At 64.4% G+C, this 18,776-nt stretch carries 12 protein-coding genes; 11 read left to right on the forward strand and 1 reads right to left on the reverse strand.

Annotated elements, in window-relative coordinates:
* The first annotated feature begins 97 nt into the window (after positions 1–97).
* The 8 genes from N805_RS11850 (at position 98) to N805_RS11885 (ending at position 13,634) form a co-directional block, all read left to right on the forward strand.
* Positions 98–1,330, forward strand: a complete 1,233-nt coding sequence (locus tag N805_RS11850; RefSeq protein ID WP_028613530.1) for an acyl-CoA dehydrogenase family protein — start codon at positions 98–100, stop codon at positions 1,328–1,330.
* Between the two features lie 89 nt (positions 1,331–1,419).
* Positions 1,420–3,195, forward strand: a complete 1,776-nt coding sequence (locus N805_RS11855; RefSeq protein ID WP_028613529.1) for an ABC transporter ATP-binding protein — start codon at positions 1,420–1,422, stop codon at positions 3,193–3,195.
* The gene (locus N805_RS11860; protein ID WP_028613528.1) at positions 3,188–5,038 is read left to right on the forward strand and encodes an ABC transporter ATP-binding protein; all 1,851 of its coding nucleotides are present in this window, start codon (positions 3,188–3,190) and stop codon (positions 5,036–5,038) included. Before N805_RS11855 ends, N805_RS11860 begins: the two co-directional genes overlap by 8 nt.
* Before the next feature lie 270 nt (positions 5,039–5,308).
* Positions 5,309–6,460, forward strand: a complete 1,152-nt coding sequence (locus N805_RS11865) for an LLM class flavin-dependent oxidoreductase (protein ID WP_028613527.1) — start codon at positions 5,309–5,311, stop codon at positions 6,458–6,460.
* Between the two features lie 18 nt (positions 6,461–6,478).
* On the forward strand, positions 6,479–7,543 hold the full coding sequence (locus N805_RS11870) for an ABC transporter substrate-binding protein (RefSeq protein WP_028613526.1): 1,065 nt from the start codon (positions 6,479–6,481) through the stop codon (positions 7,541–7,543).
* Positions 7,540–8,598 (forward strand): ABC transporter substrate-binding protein, encoded by a 1,059-nt coding sequence (locus tag N805_RS11875; protein WP_016486035.1) that lies wholly within the window; start codon positions 7,540–7,542, stop codon positions 8,596–8,598. Before N805_RS11870 ends, N805_RS11875 begins: the two co-directional genes overlap by 4 nt.
* 205 nt (positions 8,599–8,803) lie before the next feature.
* Positions 8,804–11,047, forward strand: a complete 2,244-nt coding sequence (locus N805_RS11880) for a TonB-dependent receptor (RefSeq protein ID WP_028613525.1) — start codon at positions 8,804–8,806, stop codon at positions 11,045–11,047.
* A 139-nt stretch (positions 11,048–11,186) separates the two neighbouring features.
* Positions 11,187–13,634, forward strand: a complete 2,448-nt coding sequence (locus tag N805_RS11885; RefSeq protein WP_028613524.1) for a TonB-dependent receptor plug domain-containing protein — start codon at positions 11,187–11,189, stop codon at positions 13,632–13,634.
* Positions 13,635–13,715: 81 nt separating this feature from the next.
* Here N805_RS11885 and N805_RS11890 read toward each other — a convergent pair whose 3' ends face one another.
* Positions 13,716–16,127 (reverse strand): hypothetical protein, encoded by a 2,412-nt coding sequence (locus N805_RS11890; RefSeq protein WP_028613523.1) that lies wholly within the window; start codon positions 16,125–16,127, stop codon positions 13,716–13,718.
* A gap of 279 nt (positions 16,128–16,406) precedes the next feature.
* Between N805_RS11890 and N805_RS11895 the strand changes: the two genes are divergently transcribed.
* The 3 genes from N805_RS11895 to N805_RS11905 are packed head-to-tail and all read left to right on the forward strand — an operon-like array spanning position 16,407 to position 18,722.
* On the forward strand, positions 16,407–17,159 hold the full coding sequence (locus N805_RS11895; protein WP_028613522.1) for an ABC transporter permease: 753 nt from the start codon (positions 16,407–16,409) through the stop codon (positions 17,157–17,159).
* Positions 17,160–17,169: 10 nt separating this feature from the next.
* Positions 17,170–17,925 (forward strand): ABC transporter permease, encoded by a 756-nt coding sequence (locus N805_RS11900; protein ID WP_028613521.1) that lies wholly within the window; start codon positions 17,170–17,172, stop codon positions 17,923–17,925.
* 11 nt (positions 17,926–17,936) lie between these two features.
* Positions 17,937–18,722 carry an ABC transporter ATP-binding protein gene (locus tag N805_RS11905; RefSeq protein WP_028613520.1) on the forward strand — a complete coding sequence of 262 codons (786 nt, stop codon included), beginning with the start codon at positions 17,937–17,939 and terminating at the stop codon, positions 18,720–18,722.
* The last annotated feature ends 54 nt before the right edge of the window (positions 18,723–18,776 follow it).

Raw genomic sequence — 18,776 nt, forward strand, 5'->3', positions numbered from 1 at the left:
GGGCCAGCACAACCCTCAAGGGCAGTGCCGCCCCTGTGGGAGCGGGCAAGCCCGCGAAACAGGCGCACTGGCCCTTCAGACAATTCGAGACCCCTCCATGAGTGCCATAGAACCTTCCCCTGCCCGCCGCCTCACCAGCGAAACCGAAGCCATCGAAACCGCCCGCCAGGTCGCCGCGCAAATCGCCGAACTGGCCGCCGACCCGCGCAATAATGGCCAGCTCCCCCACCGCCAGGCCGAGCTGTTGTCCAGCAGCGGCCTGACCGCCATCGCGGTGCCCGCCCAGTTCGGCGGCCTCGGTGCCTCGGTGCAGACCGTGGTCGAAACCGTGCGCCTGATCTCCACCGCCGACGGCGGTGTCGGCCAGTTGCTGCAAATTCACAACGTGATGCTGCGGGGCATCTTTACCGGCTACCCCGATGAAGTACGCGACCGGCTGATTGCCGACGTGCTCGCTGGCAAGCGCTTCGGCAACGCCCTGGCCGAAGTCGGCGGCAAGAACAAGTTCGCCCTCAAGACCCGCGTCGAGCGCCGCGCCGATGGCCAGTGGGTACTCAACGGCAGCAAGTTCTACTCCACCGGTTCCTACCTGGCCGAGTGGATCTCGCTGACCGCCGCCAGCGAAGACGGCGGCGTCGGCGTGCTGCTGCACCGCGATACCCCCGGGCTGACCCTGATTGATGACTGGCAAGCCTTCGGCCAGCAGAACTCGGTAAGCGGTACGGTGAACTTCGACAACATCGTGCTCGACGAGCGCTACCTGACCCGCCGCAGCGGGCCGATGAAGCGCACTGGCCTGACCTTCCCGCAGATCCTCCACGCCGCCATCGACACCGGCATCGCCGCTGGCGCCTTGCAGGCCGCTGTCGAGTACCTGCGCGAGCATGCCCGGGCCTGGGTGGAGAGCGGCGTCGAGCGCGCCAGTGACGAGCCGCATGTCATTCGCCAGATCGGTGAGTATGCCGTGGCGCTGCGCGGCGCCGAGTCGGTGCTGCGCGAGGCGGCGCGGGTGTTCGACGAACACGAGCGCGACCCGGAGAACAAGGCGTTGCAGGATGAGCTGATCCTGTCGGTAGCGACCGCCCGTGCGCATTCCGATGCTGCATCGCTGAAGATTTCCAGCGACCTGTTCTCGTTGCTGGGGGCCAGCGCTTCGCTGAGCAAGTGGAACCTCGACCGCTTCTGGCGCAATGCCCGGGTGCACACCACCCACGACCCGATCCGCTGGCGGCTGCACAACGTGGGCAACTACTACCTGAACGGGGCAGACCCGGGGGAGTACACGGCGGTGCTCAATGCCAAGGAGAGCCAGGGTGCTACCCGCCGTTGAGCCGGGTTTGGGCGGGGGCGCTTTGCGCCCCTATCGCGACACAAGGCCGCTCCTACAAGGGCGGCGTCGCATTCGGATCGAGCATTTACATGAACCACCCGCTTCTTCGGGCATTGGCCATCTACCGCGAAATGCCTTGGCGCTTTGCTCTGGTCACTGCCTTGTACATCGCCGGCAACCTCGGCCTGGCCTGGCAACAGTGGCTGATCGGCCATGCGGTCGATGATGTCAGCGCCGGCCGCGCCGTGCTGCGCCTGGCCGACGGCAACCTGGACGCCAGCGTGGCCTGGCACTGGTTGTGGTTGCTGCTGGCCATCGCCCTGGGCCGCGGCCTGCTGCAATACGCCGCCGCCGTGCTGTCGCTGGTGCTCAGCCAGGCCCTGCTCACGCGCCTGCGTGAACGTATCCTCAGCCAGGTGCAGCGCCTGCACCTGGGCTATCACTGGCAGCACGGCATGGGCGAACTGGTCACCCGCACCACCCGCGATGCCGACAAAGTGCGCGACGCGCTGATCACCTTCTGGCGGCAGATCATCGAAACCCCGCTGGTGGTAATCGTCGCGGTGGGCCTGCTGAGTTGGTACGACCCGCTGCTGGGGCTGGTGCCACTGCTGCTGACCGGCGCCGGGCTATGGCTGTTCGTGGTGCAGACCGATCGCCTGGTCACACTCGACCGCGCCGTGGCCTCTGCCTACGACCAGGTCAGCCAGGACCTGGCGGAAGGCATCGGTGGCGTGCGGGTAATCAAGGCCTTTGGCCTGGAACAGCAGCGCATTGCCCGCTTCGCCCGGCAGGTGGAGGTGTTCACCGGCCATGCCCGCGCCGCCCTGGTCTACGCCAGTTCGCGCATTCCGCTGCCGCAGGCGGTGGTGGCGCTGGGGCATGTGTGGATCCTGGTGTACGGCGCCCATCGCGTAGCAGCCGGCGCGCTGGGCATCGGCGAGCTGGTCACTTCGCTGCTGGTGGCTACCACGCTGGTGTTCCGCATCGAAGGCATAGGCCGGGTAATGCAGACCTTCGCCGATGCCCGCGCCAGCGCCGAACGCATCTGGCAACTGCTGGACGAACGCCCGGCCATTGTCGGCGGCCATGCCACCCTGCCTGCGGGGCCGTTGGGGCTGAAGCTTGACCAGGTGCAGGTCAGTGCGGCAGAGGCTGGCCGGCCTGTCCTGCAGGGCTGCTCGCTAACCCTGCTGCCCGGTGAAGTGGTGGCGTTGGTCGGCGCCACCGGCACCGGCAAAAGCCTGCTGGCCAGCCTGCTGCCACGTTTGGCCGATGCACAGCACGGCAGCGTGCAGGTCGGTAGCGACACTGCCGGTTGGCACAACGTGCGCGACCTCGACCTGGCCGACCTGCGCCGCCGCGTGCAAGTGCTGCCGCAGGAAAGCTTTCTGTTCTCCGACAGCCTGGCCGCCAACCTGCGCATGGCCGCACCGCAGGCCAGCGACGCCCAGTTGCGTGAAGCATTGCGCCTGGCCGCCGCCGAGGATGTGCTGGAACGCCTGCCCCACGGCCTGGACACCCCGTTGGGCGACCGCGGCGTGACCCTGTCCGGCGGCCAGCGCCAGCGCCTGTGCCTGGCCCGGGCGCTGCTGGGCGCGCCGGACATCCTCTGCCTGGACGACGCCACCAGCGCCCTGGATGCCCTGGGCGAACGCCAGGTGCTGCACAACATCCGCCGCCTGCACAGCGCCAGCGGCCAAGGCCCGACCTTGCTGCTGATCACCAGTCGCCTCTCCACCCTGCTGCTGGCCGACCGCGTGCTGATGCTGGAAAACGGCCGCATCACTGCCAACGGCAGCCATGCCGAGCTGTGCACGAACAACGCCCATTACCGCGACTTGCTGGGGATCGACCATGACTGATGCGCAGCACACCCCCGCCAGCGATATCGACATCGAGCAGCGCTTGGCCCGCCAGGCGCTGGACCGGGGCATGTTCCACCGCTTGCTGCCGCTGTTGCAGCCCATTCGCGGGCAGATCCTTGCCGTGATCGGCATCGAGCTGCTGCTGGTATTTACCGTGTTCCTGCGCCCGTGGTTCGTGCGTGAACTGCTGGACAAAGGCCTGGTGCCCAGCGCCGACCACTGGCTGCTCGACGAGCGCCTGGTGCTGTGGCTGGGCCTGGGGTTGGCAGCGAGCTGGCTGGGGCGCTTTCTGCTGGCGGGGGTATCGCAGTTTATCGCCGGGCGCGCGGCGATCGGCGTGCTCAACGCCCTGCGGGTGAACGTGTTCGCCCATGTGCAGGCGCTGTCGGTGAGCTACTTCGACCAGACCCGCGCCGGGCGCATCATTTCCCGTGCCGACCGTGACGTGGATGCGCTGGAGCCATTGCTGGTGCAAGGGCCGCCCGAGCTACTCGGCGCCCTGCTGCGCTGCGGCCTGGCAGCGGTAATGCTGTGGCGTATCGAGCCCAGCTTTTTCTACAGCCTGGCTGCCACAGTGCCGTTGTTGGCCGTGGCCACCTGGCGCTTCAAACGGGTTTCGCAGCGCAACTGGGCCAAGGTAGCCGAGCAGCGCAGCCGCTTCACCGCCCACTTGGTGGAAAGTGTGAGCGGGGTGCGGCTGATTCAGCAATGCGGGCAAGAGCAGACCAACCAGGCACGTTACCGACGCCTGCTGGAAGACTTCAACCAGGCGCTGATCCGCGGCAGCCTGCGCGCCGGCTGGTTTGCCCCGTTTACCGCGTTGCTCAGCACCGCCGGCATGGCCGTACTGTTGCTGGTCGGTGCTCATGGCCTGGCCGAGGGCAAGGTCAGCGTGGGGCAGGTGGCCGAGAGCCTGTTCTACGTGTTCCTGTTCCTTGGGCCGCTGCAAGAGCTGTCGGACCTGTTCGAGCGCTACGCCACCGGCAGCGCTTCAGCCCAGCGCATCTTCCTGTTGCTCGACACCCGCCCGCAAGTGCTTGACCCGCCAGCGCCACACGCCCTGACCAGGGCGCGCGGCCAGGTGGAGTTCGACGCGGTTGGTTTTGCCTATGCGCCAAACAGCCCGCGCCCGGTGATCGACGGCCTCGACCTGCATATTCGCGCCGGTGAAGTACTGGCCATCGTCGGCCCCTCGGGGCATGGCAAGAGCACCCTGGTGCAGTTGCTGACGCGTTTCTACGAAGTGCAGCACGGCGCCGTGAAGCTGGACGGCATCGACCTGCGTGCGCTGGCCCAGCACGACCTGCGGCGCAACGTGGGCGTGGTGCTGCAGGACAACGTGCTGTTCAGTGGCAGCATCCTCGACAACCTGCGCCTGGCCGCGCCCCACGCAGACGATGCGCAGTTGATGAGCGCCGCCCGTGAGCTGGGGGCCGACGAAGTGCTGGAGCGCCTGCCGCAGCGCTACCACACCGAAGTCGGCCCGCTGGGCGCACACCTGAGCCATGGCCAGCGCCAGCTGGTGTGCCTGGTGCGGGCCTACCTGGCCGACCCGGCGGTGTTGGTGCTGGACGAAGCCACCTCGGCAGTGGACGTGCACACCGAGCGACGTATCCAGCGCGCGCTGCGCAGGCTGTGCCAGGGGCGCACGGCCATCATCATCGCCCACCGCCTGGCGACCATTCGCGATGCCGACCGGATTGCCGTGGTGAAGCATGGGCGGGTGGTGGAGCAAGGGGCGCATGCCGATTTGATCGGTCGTAGTGGGGCGTATGCGGCGCTGTACGACGCGTACCTGCGCAGTGCTGGAGAGGTTGTAACCGAGGAGATCGGAGTCTGACTTGCCGGCCTCTTCGCGGGTAAACCCGCTCCCACAGGATCACCACAGCATTCAATACCTGTGAGGTACCTGTGGGAGCGGGTTCACCCGCGAAGAGGCCGGGCCTGTTCATGCTGCTACCCCAGCATCCATTGCTGCCGCACTGCTGCCACAGCAGCACCCCGCTCCCCGTCTGCTCCTCAAACCCCCGCCCCACAGGCCATGCAGCACGCATGGCACAGCCGTTGCACCTTCCTCCCCATCCGCACACCTCCCCCTTCAGGAGCCCCCATGACCACCGATTTTTTCTGGCGCCTGCCCTTGGGCACCGACGGCCCGCAGCTGTCCACCGACCGCCACAACCGCGGCAACCCCGCGCACCGCCCCGGCCACATCGCCCCCGGTCGCCTGCCTGACGGCCAGGCCGATGGCTTCACCTACATCGACTACATCGCCCAGGTCGCCAAGGCCGCCGAGCTGGCCGGGTTCGAAGGCGCGTTGCTGCCCACCGGCCCGGAGCCGTGGATAGCCGCCGCCGCGCTGGCCCGCGAAACCCGGCGCATCCGCTTCCTGATCGCCTTCCAGGCCACCTGGACCCTGCCCGCCTACGCCGCCCAGCAGGCGGCAATCCTGCAAAACCTCAGCGGTGGCCGGCTGGACTGGAACATCATCACCGGCGGCAACCCGGCCAGCCAACGGGCCAATGGCGACTTCCTGGAGCATGACTTGCGCTACAAGCGCACCGGCGAATTCCTCGACGTGATCCAGGGCCTGTGGACACAGGACAATTTTTCCTACGAAGGCGATATCTACCGCCTCGAAAACGGCAGCCTGCCGCCGGGCCTGCAACACGAACGCAAACCAGGCGTGTACTTTTCCGGCTTTTCCGACGCCGCGCTAGACGTGGCTGCGCGGCACGCCGATGTGTACCTGAACTGGGCCGAGCCGATCGACAAGCTCAAGCCGCATATCGAACGCGTGCGCGAGTTGGCCGACAAGCAGGGCCGCACGGTGCGTTTCGGCCTGCGTGTCGACCTGTTCGCCCGCGAGACCGAGGAGCAAGCCTGGCGCGAGCTGCGCCAGCAGTTCGAGCGCCTGGAAGGCAAGGCCAGCGCCAGTGCCAAGGGCTTCGTGACCGGCTCGGACTCTGTCGGCGGTGCACGCCAGGCGGCCTATCACCAAGGCTTGCAGGGCTTCGACGAACTGATCCTGGCGCGCAACCTGTGGGCCGGCTTCGCCAAGGCCAAGCCCGGCCCCACCGTGGGCCTGGTGGGCAGCCATCAAAATATCGCCGAACGCCTGGCTGAATACCGCGATGCCGGTTTCAGCACCTTCATCCTCGCCGCCAACCCGCACCTGGAAGAGGCCCTGCGCATCGGCCAGGAAGTGTTGCCGCTGGTGCAGCAGGCTGCCACCACCACCCCTTTGCAGGCCAGCGCCTGAACCCGACCGGAGCTGAACATGAGCCAACCCCTCGATACCTTGTGGTACACCCGCTGTCCGGTGCCCACCGGCCTGGGCATTGCCGTGCAGCAAGGCTGGCTGCAGGAAGACCTGGCCGGCCTCGGCACCCAGGTGCAGTCCCTGCGTGAAGCCGACCAGCAGGCAGTGCGCGAATCGCACTTCGACCATAGCCTGCTCAATTCGGTACGCCACGGCGGCAGCATTCCGGCCATCTGGGCCCGCGCCCAGGGCCGCGACACCCGGGTCATCGGCCTGTCGTGGGCCGATGAGGCGCAGTTGATCCTGACCCGCCCAGACAGCGGCATCCACACCGTAAAAGACCTCAAGGGCCGCCGCTTCGGCCTGCCCGACTGGGCCTCGGCACAGATCGACTTCACCCGCGCGCAGGCACTGCGTGGGCTGGAAAACGCCCTTAAGCTCGCAGGGTTGCAAGTGGGCGACGTGGACTTGGTCAACTACCGCTACGACGGCACCTTCAGCGACCGCCCGGTGCGCAACGTGGCCGGCACACCGGTGTCCAGCACCCAGAGCGAAGGCCGCAACCTGGAGCTGGCCGGCCTGCTGCGCGGCGAGGTCGATGCAATCTTCCTCAAGGGCGCCAGCGCCGTGCAACTGGCCCACGCCTTTGCCCTGCACACGGTGATCGACACCGGCAGCCACCCCGACCCACTGATCCGCAGCAACAACGGCACGCCACGCACCCTGGCGGTGGACAGCCACCTGCTGGCGCAGCACCCGCAAGTGGTGCGCACCCTGCTCGGCTCAGTGCTGCGCGCCGAACGCTGGGCCCACCAGCACCCTGACGAAACCCGCCGCTACCTGGCGCGGGAAACCAACAGCAGCGAGTACTGGGTGCAAGTGGCTTACGGCGCTGACGCCCACCTGCGCCTGAGCACGCGCCTGGACGAGCAGGCCATCGATGCCTTGCAGGACTTTGTCGAGTTCCTCAAGCGCTGGCGCTTCATCCCGGCGCGCTTCGAGGTGCGCGACTGGATCACTCGCCAACCACTGGACCAACTGCTGGCCCCCCTCCAAATGGACAGGAAACCCGTTACCCCATGACCAAGCCCCTGGAAACGCTCTGGTACACCCACAGCCCCGTGCCCACCGGCCTCGGCATCGCCGTGCAGTCGGGGCGCCTGGCCGAGGCCTTTACGCCATTTGGCACCAATATCCAGTCGCTGCGCGAGTCCAGCGAACGCGAGGTGCGCGAAGCCCACTACGACCATCACCTGCAGAACTCGGTGCGCCACGGCGGTAACATCCCGGCAATCTGGGCCTACGCCAGCGGCGTTGAGACCCGCGTGCTGGGGCTGTCGTGGAGCGATGAGGTGCAGTTGATCCTCACCACCGAAGAAAGCGGCGTACGCAGCATTCGCGACCTGAAAAACCGCCGCTTCGGCATACCCAAGTGGGCCAACGTGCAGATCGACTTCACCCGCGCCCAGGCCCTGCGCGGGCTGGAAAACGCCCTGAAACTCGAAGGCCTGGCGGTGGCCGATGTGGAATTGGTCGACTACCCCTACGGCGGCACCTACAGCGACGATGCCAAGCAGCACCTGTACGGCGCCGAAGTGAGCCTGGACACCAGCCGCTTCAGCCGCCGCAACAATGAGCTCATCGGCCTGCTGCGGGGCGACATCGACGCCATCTTCCTCAAGGGTGCGCATGCGGTGCACCTGGCCCACGAGTTCGGCCTGAGGGTGGTGGTCGACACGGGCAGCCACCCCGACCCGCTGATCCGCAGCAACAACGGCACCCCGCGCACGCTGACCGTGGACCGGCACTTGCTGGAAAACCACTTCGATGCCAGCCGCACGCTGGTCGACACCGTGCTACGCACCGAGCAGTGGGCCTGGGCTAACCCGGAAGAGACCCGGCGCTTTCTGGCGCGCGAGCTGAACACCAGCGAGTACTGGGTGGCGGCGGCCTATGGCGATGATGCGCATCGGCGCCTGCGTACTACCCTGGACAGCCGCTCGATCGAGGCGCTGCAGGACTTTACCGAGTTCCTGTTCAGGTGGGGGTTCATACCGCGGCGTTTCGATGTGCGCGAGTGGATTGATTTTCGCGTGCTGGAGAGTGTGATCGGTTCGACTTCGCGGTTGGCGGTTTGAGACTGTTGGGGCCGCTTTGCGGCCCCAACAATCTGAGCCCCGCCACTGCTGCCCCAGCAGCACCCGCCCAGCACCCCACTGCTGCCCAATCTGCAACACCCCCTCAAATTCCTAATAAAATCTTTATATTTCAATAACTTAACAACATGGCACAGTCCCTGCTCTAGCTCTCCCCAACAACGCTTTACATACGGGGAGATCCACCATGCACCAGCTCAATCCACTGGCCCGCCAGATCAGCCTGGCGCTGCTGCTGGCCGGCACCGGCAGCCAGGCCATCGCCGCCAACGAAGACACTAAAAACGAACCGGCCCTGGAAACCGTCACCGTCACCGCACAGCACCGCGAACAGACCTTGCAGGAAGTACCGGTAGCCGTGTCGGCCATCAAAGGCACCAGCATTACCGCCGATGGGGTGCGCTCGATGGGCGACATCACCACCTTCGTGCCCAACGCCTCGGCCAAGAACCCCGACGGCGACGGCCGCCCGCGTTGGTATATCCGCGGCCTGGGCACCGGCGACACCGGCGCGGCTACGGTCTTCCCGGTGGGCATCTACGCCGATGACGTCTACCTCAACGCCCCCATCGCCGGCGGCGGGCCGCTGTTCGACCTGGAGCGCATCGAAATCCTGCGTGGGCCCCAAGGCACCCTGTATGGCAAGAACACCACTGCCGGTGCAGTGAACGTGATCTCGAAGAAGCCCACCTTCGACACCGACGGTTATGGCACCGTAGGCTTTGGCAGCAAGAACGAACGCATCGTCACCGGCGCCATCGGCGGCGCGCTGGTGGACGAAAAACTGGCCGGGCGAGTGGCGCTGTATTCCGAGGAGCGTGACGGCTTCCAGAACAACGACTTCGACGGCAACACCTATGGCGACGTGAACAAGAAAGCCATCCGCCTGCAGTTCCTGGCCCAGCTCAACCCCGACCTGGACGCCCTGCTCAAGGTGCACAGCCGCCAGTTCAAGGGCGACGGCAGCAATGGTTCGCTGCCCGTGGGCCGCTATTACAACGTCGGCTACGAACGCCCGCATGGCCGCGACATCTCGCTGAACGTCAACGAAGACTACCGCCTGGACCACGACGGCGCCTCGCTGACGTTCAACTACTACCTGGGCGACTACACGCTGACCTCGATCAGCGCCTACGACTATATCCGCAACCGCTCCACCAGCGACGCCGACTACACCCCCTACGAGGTCAACGGCGCGTCGATCACCGACAACAGCTACCGCCAATGGTCGCAGGAGCTGCGCCTGGCCTCGCCGGAAGACCGCCCGCTGCACTGGCTGCTGGGTGCGCACTACTTCCACGAAGACCTCGACAGCTCGGCACAGCGGGTGGTAACCCCTGGGCCGACGCCCAACGGCACCGGCTCGAACCAGGTGGGCACCACGGCGTTCCGCGACATGGGCTTCGACCACCGCACCGACAGCTACGCGCTGTTTGGCAACCTGACCTACGACTTCACCGACGACTTCAGCGTCACTGGCGGCCTGCGCTGGACGCAGGAGAAAAAGGACATCGACCTGGACCTGGTGCAACTGACCCGCGCCACCGCCAACGGTCCGCTGGTCCCGCTGGGTGGCGTGGGCACCAACGGCAATCGCCAGGAAGACAAGACCTGGGAAGCCTGGACCTACGACCTGACGCCCGAGTACCGCATCAACGACAACCTGCGGGTGTTCTTCCGCTACGCCCACGGTTTCCGCTCGGGCGGCTTCAACACCGGGCTGTCGACCAGCCTGGCGCAGCTGACCACGGTCGACCCGGAAGAGCTGGATGCCTACGAGCTGGGGCTGAAGTCGGAGTGGTTCGACCGCCGCCTGACCGTCAACGCCAACCTCTTCTACTACGACTACTCCGACATCCAGGTGAACCTGCTGACGGTGAACAACGGCGTGCTCACCACCGCACTGACCAACGGCGCCAAGGGCAAGGTCAAGGGTGCGGAGCTGGAGATCGAAGGCCAGCCGACCGAGCGCCTGCACCTGCGCGCGGCGGTGTCGTTCCTCGACACCGAATACACCGACTTCAAGAACACCAACCCCACCACGGGCGCGGTAACCGGCGACTACAGCGGCAACAGCTTCGTGCGCTCGCCGCGCAACGTGGTGTCGCTTGGAGCCGACTACACCATTCCTTTGGAAGTGGGCGGCAAGCTGGTGGCAGGGGGCGACGTGAGCTTCCGTGACAAGGAGTACTTCCTGGCCGACCGCCAGAGCAGTGCCGACGAAACCCTCAGCCAGCCGCACTACACGTTGGCCAACGCCCGCCTGAGCTGGTTCAGCCACGACGACAAGCTGAGCGTGACCGGTTTCGTCAACAACCTCACCGACCGCCGCTACCAGGTGCACGGCCGGCCCAACGGCACCGCCGGGCAGTACGTGATCACCTACGGCGACCCGCGCACCGTCGGGCTCAGCGTTACCAGCCGGTTCTAGGTTGCCCTTTCGGGCCTATCGCCGGCAAGCCAGCTCCCACAGGTACAACACAGGGCCTGAAACTTGTGGGGACCTGTGGGAGCTGGCTTGCCGGCGATAGGGCCAGCACTGCCAATACATCATTCAGCAGGAACACCCCATGCCCCACCACACTCCCTTGGCCAGCGCCATCGCTTTGGCCATCGCCGGCCTTGCCGTGCCCGCATTCGCTGCCGAACCCGCCGACCGCCTCGACACCGTGGTCGTGGTCGGCACCCACCGCAGCGACGTCACCGCCCTGCAAAGCGCCGCCCCGGTCGATGTGCTGAGCGGTGAAAAACTCCAGGAAACCGGCGCCAGCGACCTGTCCGCAGCACTCACCGCGCTCTCACCCTCGTTCAGCTTCCCGCAGTCGCCCCAGGGCGCCTTTGCCGGTTCCATCGCGCAGGGCGCCTCGCTGCGCGGCCTGGCTTCGGACCAGGTGCTGGTGCTGGTCAACGGCAAGCGCCGCCACACCAGTGCCAACGTCACCCGTCAGGGCCTGGTCAACGCCCGTGGCGCGGCAGCCGTGGACCTCAGCCTGATCCCGCTGTCGGCCATCGAACGGGTGGAAATCCTGCGCGACGGTGCGGCCGCCCAGTACGGCTCGGACGCCATTGCGGGGGTGATCAACATCGTGCTCAAGGAACGCGATGAGGGTGGTAACGCCGGCTACCGCTTCGGCGGCTACAAGAAAGGCGACGGCCTGCAACGCAAGCTCAGTGGCTGGAAGGGCTTTGCACTGCCCAACGACGGCTTCCTGACCCTGGCCTTCGACGCCGGCAGCCAGGACCCGGCCAGCGATACCCGCGACGACAACCGCCTGTTCTACCCCGGCTCCACCAACATCGACAGCGCCCGCGAGCAGAACAACCGCTACCGCAACTGGCGCTGGGGTTCGGGCAATGTCTCGGACCAGTACAACTTCACCGCCAACGCCGAAATGGGTTTGAGCGAGGGGTTGAGCGCCTATGGTTTTGCCACCTATGCGCACAAGAATACGGATGCCGAGAACTTCTTCGACCCGCCCACCACGTTGCGCAACAACTACGGCAGCGTAGCCCTGGCGCGCTACCCGGACGGCCGCCTGCCGGTCACCCGCTACGGCCTGGAAGACTTTGCCGTCACCGGTGGCCTGCGCTTCGAGGACCAGGCCCTGGGCAAATTCGACCTGGCGCTGAACTACGGCAATAACCGCGTCGACTCCACCGACCGCGACGCCATCAACCCCAGCTGGGGCACCGCCAGCCCGTCGACCATCTACACCGGCCGCCGCGAAGCCGACCAGACCAACCTGACCCTGGACTGGACCCGCGACTTTGCCAACGACTGGCTGTTCAAGCCGCTGACCGTTTCCGCCGGGCTGGCCTGGCGCCAGGAAAACTACGACCTCAGCGAAGGGGACGCCGCCGGCTGGTCCAACGGGCCGCTGTTCAATACGATCGACCCCATCACCGGCCGACGCATCCCTGGCTACTACTCGGGCATCACCCAGGTCGATGCCGTGTCACTGGACCGCCGCGTGATCGGTGCCTACTTCGATGTCGAAGCCCAGCTGACCGAAAAACTCCAGGCAGGCGTGGCCGTGCGCAGCGAGCATTATTCGGACTTTGGCGATACCACCAATGGCAAGCTGTCGCTGCGCTACGACTTCACCCCGCAGATTGCCGTGCGCGCCAGCGCCAGCACCGGCTACCGTGCACCTTCGCTGGTGCAGAGCGGGCTGTCCTCGTTCAGTGTGCAGGTAGTGGAACAGCCCCCAGGCAGTGGCAACTGGGTCGAGGTGCAGCAGCGTACCCTGCGTGCCGACAGCCCGGAAGCGGCCCTGCTTGGCGGCAAGGCGCTGAAACCTGAGGAATCGACCAACTTCTCCGTGGGCCTGGTCTGGCGGCCATTGCCCAACGCCTCGGTCACACTCGACGCCTACCGTATCGACATCGACAACCGCATCACCCTGTCCGACCAGTTGCCTGCATCGGTGGTGGGTCCGATATTCGCCGGTACCCCCTACGCCAACATCCAAAGCGCGGCGTTCTATACCAACATCGCCGACACGCGCACCGACGGTTTCGAACTGGCCGGCCATTACCAGCTGGATGTGGGCCGCTGGGGCCGCGTGGACTTCAATGGCGGCTACGCGCGCAACAATACCCGCATTACCGGGCTGGACGACGTGGGCAGCATCCCGGGTAACCAGATCATCGGCCGCAATACCCAGGGGCTGATCGAGGATGGCACGCCCGAGGACAAGCTGACCCTCAGTGCCAACTGGCTGTACGACGGCTGGAGCGTCACCGTCGCCCAGCGCCGTTATGGGGAATGGAAGAACCGCAACGCCGCCAACCCGACGCTGGACCAGACCTTCAGCCCGCAATGGGTGACCGACCTGGACGTGTCGTACCGTTTCGACCTGGGCCTGACCTTGTCGGCGGGCGCGATCAACCTGTTCGACAGCCACCCGGACAAGCTGGAAGGTGCACAGCTGTATGGCGTGCCCAAGTACTCCATCACCAGCCCGGAAGGGGCCCAGGGGGCGTTCTACTACACCAGCGTGAGTTACGACTTCTGATCGAAGACCCTATGGCGACCTGCTCGGCGATGGGCTGCACAACAGCCCTCCCCGTGCAGGTTGTCATCATCTGCCAATGGCTTAGTCTGACTGAACCTTTGTGATGTCCCGATGCTCGGCAAGTGGCAAGGCCAGCAGGGCGTACCCTTCGAAAATGCCGAAGTCACCGCTGTCATAGGCTGCGCTGATCAATGCGAAGCAGGCTGTATCGCCAATGCCCGGTGTGTAGACGCCAGCCGGGGCTTCACCTGGGCCGTAGAGCACGTCCCAGTTGATCTTGTCCGGCGCGACCACGTTTCCATTGACCCTCGCCTCCAGCACCGCCTTTGCACCTGCAGGGTCAACATTGGCACTCACAGCCATGGGCATTTTCTTCGCCATTTCGGTGATCAGCACACACGTACTGGTGTGTTGGCTTTCAGGGTCTTTCACCTGGACTTCTTCGACGACAAAGGCAACCGTGCCAGGGTCGGCTGGGCAAGTGACCGTCACGGTTTGCCCCTTGCCCACGGCCTTATTCTGGTACTGCCATTCCAATGCAGCGGGGTCGCCGAGTGCCCAGGCATTGAAGTTGACCTTGCTGCCTGGCTGGGCAACCACGACCGAGGGGTTGGCCTGCAGCGTTTCGCGAACCACGGTGATCAAGGCCCTGCTTTGAATTGTCGGGAATATAGTACTGGTGGCCGTGACTAGCACTTGCGCGTACGACTTTGTCATATCGCTGGCAGGCGGCGCGGTAAAGACCCCCTTCTCCATGGAAAGGCGTACACCTTCCGCCAGGCCGGACACTGCTTTAACGGACCATAACACAAGGCCTACCCCAAACGCGGGCTCCGTCATAAATGTGATGGTGTCATCTGCAAGCAGGAAAGTTTCCATCGGGCTGATGGTGAAGTAGTTGGCAGCAGGGTTTACCTTGCCGAAATAAGCTGTGTCGAGCGGGACCGCGAGTTTTGTAGCTATGAGGGTGCGATGAAAATTAAACCTCAGAACATCGCGTGCTATTTTCGATGCGCCCGGCAATAAAACCACGTTTTTTCTCAGATTGCTTACCAGTACATCCTGCAAAGAGGTAAAATTCATAGGCAAGCGACTGCTAAGAGTCGCCCCGAGCTTGGTGGTCAGATTGGCGATTGCCGGGTTCAGCACAAGCGCGATCAAATCGTCTGCAGGAATCATGGTGTCACTTGCGCGGGGAGGCCTTATTGCGCCAAAAACCGGTTGAAAAGCCATGCGCTCGTTAAATTCATACGATTGGCTAACCAGTTGTATTTTATACTGACGTTCAAAACTGTAGACAAACTCTGCGTCATACTGGAACCCTGCCTGCACAGGCTTGTGGAAATCAGCCATGGAGTAGCCATCTCTGACCAGCGCCTCGCGTGTTATGCCTCTGTGGTCATTGAGATCATCGCACCTGACCGTCAGGCTACCACGTAAAGACAGGCTTATTTTCCACTGGTCACCGACCTTGCTGACGGACAACGCATCGCGCATGTCTATTCTGGCTTCATCAAACTCAAATTGCCCCTTAACAATCCACAAGTCGTTGTCAAATGCACGGATATACGCTTTCTCTTCCCTCCTTTGCCTCGGCAATGACATATATCCAGCCTTGCAAGAAACTGACGGCGGCTCGTCACCGCGCCGGCGCCATTCAAACTCAGCACCCGTGATTACGCTGCCCAAAGCGCTTACCAACTGAGCAAGCAACAGCCGCTCCGTATCGAATAGAATGGTTGCCGAATAGTGTCCATCATTGGGTATCGCATACTTGTAATCCGCGCCAGGGTAGGCTCCGCCGGCCCCATCCTTCATGTCGACAAGCAGCACTACAGCACCTTCCACATCGGTGGGCGTCCTTCCCCGGGCCTGGGTACGCAGGCCGTACGAGACCGGTTGATGCAACTCGACATTGCGCTTTGCCAACTGGCCAATCGGAAACTGACGCTGTTCATCGGTCAGCGCTGAAAACTTCTGCCTGAAAAACTCGGTCAGCAGACGCGTTTCGCCGGTGTAGCACGGCATGGAAAAATTTTCAGTTTTACTGAGGTCAAGTTTTATCGTGTCATCTTCATCCACCCTGCCGCCCGATTCCTCCAGGTTGATATCCAGGCTCAGCGAGGCTTCTTGCAAGGGGCCCATCACATCGAGCTGACGCACATACCACTGATTGCCCTTGTTCATCAACGAATACGCATTGGCTTCGGCAATTACCATTGGCATGTGCGCCTTGTGCCCGGCAAGCGCCACATCGAAAACCAGTCTCGGCAATGACAGATTGCACCTGGACAAGGCAAAACGGTAGTCAGCCCCATTGCTGATATACCCGGAAATGGATGGCATATCACTCGCCGTACCGAAGCGCCTGAACGACTCTTGCCTTAACATCGCATTGATCTTGCTTCCATCAATAAAAATCACCATGTCCCAGCCCAGCAGACGTGTTTTCTCCGCTAACCAACTAACCAGCTCGGCGGTTGAATGATCCATGACTTTCTCCAGAGGGTGAGCTTTCGGCGCCAGACTCCCGACCGAGGGCTCGGGGCAACAGCGCTTCATTTGAAGCGCACAGGGCCTTTGCTACAACTGGCAGTTTTGCCAGGTGCACGCCCCGGCGACCGTCGTCAAACTGCTGCAGCGCTGCTGCTATAGCAGCACCTTGTTGTTGCTCCAGCACCAGCGCTTCCTGCCAGCTCCGCAATCAGGGCACCGGCCCCTTGGCACAGCTCTTGCGATAGAGCTTCGTCCCCTTCATTTCCAAGGCCAGCCATGCGCGCGCTCTCCCCCCTTTCCTGGCTCCTCTCGCCCTTGGCCCTGCTCGGCCTCTGGGCGGTGGTCGCCAATGCCGGGCTATTTCCCGCAAACGTGTTGATCCCGCCCCAAGAGGTCTGGCTCAGCCTTGCCGAATTGCTGAACACCGGCGAGTTACAGGAGCATCTGACCGGCAGTCTGTCGCGGCTGGCACTTGGCTTTACCGGCGGTGCGCTGGCCGGCCTTGGCTTTGGTGCCGCACTGGCCTTGTCGAAAACCGTAGAGGCCTACTGCGCCCCGCTATTCCATACCCTGCGCCAAGTGCCCAGCATCGCGCTGATCCCGATGTTCGTGCTGCTGTTTGGCGTGGATGAGACCTTCAAGGTGGTCATCGTCGCCAAGACTGCGTTTTTCCCGGTGGCACTGGCCACCTGCGAGGGTATCCGCGCAATCCCGCGCAGCCATTTCGAAGTGGCTGCGGTATACCGCTTGCGCTGGCCCACGCTGGTAGGGCGGATCGCCCTGCCCGCTGCGGTGCCGGCGATTGTCACCGGCATACGTGTGGCCCTGACCCGCGCCTGGGTGGTGCTGGTGGCGTGCGAGCTGCTGGCGGCCGACAGTGGCCTGGGGCAGATGATCGAGATGGGCCGGCAGATGTTGCGTATCGATGTCGTGATGGTCGGCGTTGTGCTGACCGGGCTTATCGGCTTCAGCCTGGACTTCACCCTGCGACGCGTGGAACGACGTCTGTCCGCCTGGCAAAGCCACTGAGGAGGCTGTGATGAAACGACCTGATTTGCGTGGCCTGGTACTGCCGCTGTTGCTGCTCGGCGCCTGGGAGTATGCCTCGCGCCAAGGGGCTGCCGGGGCCTATGCCTTCGTGCCGCTGGCGCAGGTGGGCACAGCACTGGCCGAACTGCTGGGCAGCGGTGAATTGCTGATCAACCTGTGGGCCAGCCTGTTGCGTACCTGCAGCGGCCTTGCCATCGGCATTGTCGGCGGTATCGGCCTGGGTGCGTTGATGGCCCTGTCTGCGCCCGCGAACCGCCTGATCGCCCCCCTTTTTCACGCTTTGCGCCAGGTGCCGATGCTGGGCTGGATCCCGCTGATCGCCTTGTGGCTGGGTAACGGCGAAGGCGCCAAGCTGCTGATCGTCAGCCTGGCGGCGTTGTACCCCATGGTGCTCAACACCTTCGAGAGCCTGCGCCAGGTCGCCGGCCAACACCGCGAAGCGGCCCGGGTGCTGATGCTCGGCCGCTGGCAGCAGCTTTGGCTGATCCTGTTGCCCGCCGCACTGCCAGGCATTGCCGCCGGCGTGCTGCAAGCCTTGGCCTTTGCCTGGGTAACCTCGGTGGGCAGCGAGCTGTTTTTGTCTGCCGGGGCCGGCCTTGGCAGCTTGATGATGAACGCCGAAGCTGCGGCGCGCATGGAGATCATCGTGGTCTGCGTGCTGTGCATCGGCCTGAGTGGCTACCTGATGTCCTGGCTGTGCACCCTGCTCACCCGCCGCCTGCTGCGCTGGCGCACCAACCATTGAAAGGCCCGACCATGAACGCCATCGCCCACGCATTACCCACCACCGCCAACACTGGCGCGCTGACCATTCGCGGCCTGAACAAGGCGTACCCGCTCAAGGGCAAGCATGTGCCAGTGCTCGAAGGCATCGACCTGGATATCCGCCCGGGCGAATTCGTCAGCATTCTCGGCGCCAGCGGCTGTGGCAAATCCACCCTGCTGCGGCTGATTGTCGGCCTCGACCAGGACTATCAGGGCCAGATCCTGCTCGACCGGCAACCCGTGCGCGGGCCGGGCCTGGAGCGCGGTATCGTGTTCCAGGACCACCGCCTGTTCCCGTGGATGACCCTGCAGCAGAACATTGCCTTGGCCTTGAAAAACCATGCGCTACCCGCGGTTGAGAAAAACCGCCTGGTGGCCGAGCACATCGAACTGGTGGGCCTGAGTGGTTACGAGCAGGCCTACCCGCACCAGTTGTCCGGCGGCATGGCCCAGCGCGCGGCAATTGCCCGGGCGCTGGTGAACAAGCCCAAGGTGCTGTTGCTGGACGAACCGCTCGGCGCGCTGGACGCCCTGACCCGTGTGCGGCTGCAACAGGAGCTGCAGCGCATCTGGGTGCAGGAGCGCTGCACGGTGATCATGGTGACCCACGACATCGAGGAAGCGCTGTACCTGGGTGACCGGGTGATCGTCATGGACGCGCACCCGGGGCGGATTCGCGAGGACTTGCGCATTGACCTGCCGCACCCGCGCCAGCGGGACAGCCAGGTGTTGCAGGGGTACAAGCAGCGGTTGCTGGGGGAGCTGGTGGGGCATTGAGAGGCGGTGAACCGAAAGATTGACGGGGGCTGCAACACTGAACGTGAACAATCT

It is taken from the genome of Pseudomonas putida S13.1.2 (genome assembly GCF_000498395.2).
GTDB lineage: Bacteria > Pseudomonadota > Gammaproteobacteria > Pseudomonadales > Pseudomonadaceae > Aquipseudomonas > Aquipseudomonas putida_Q.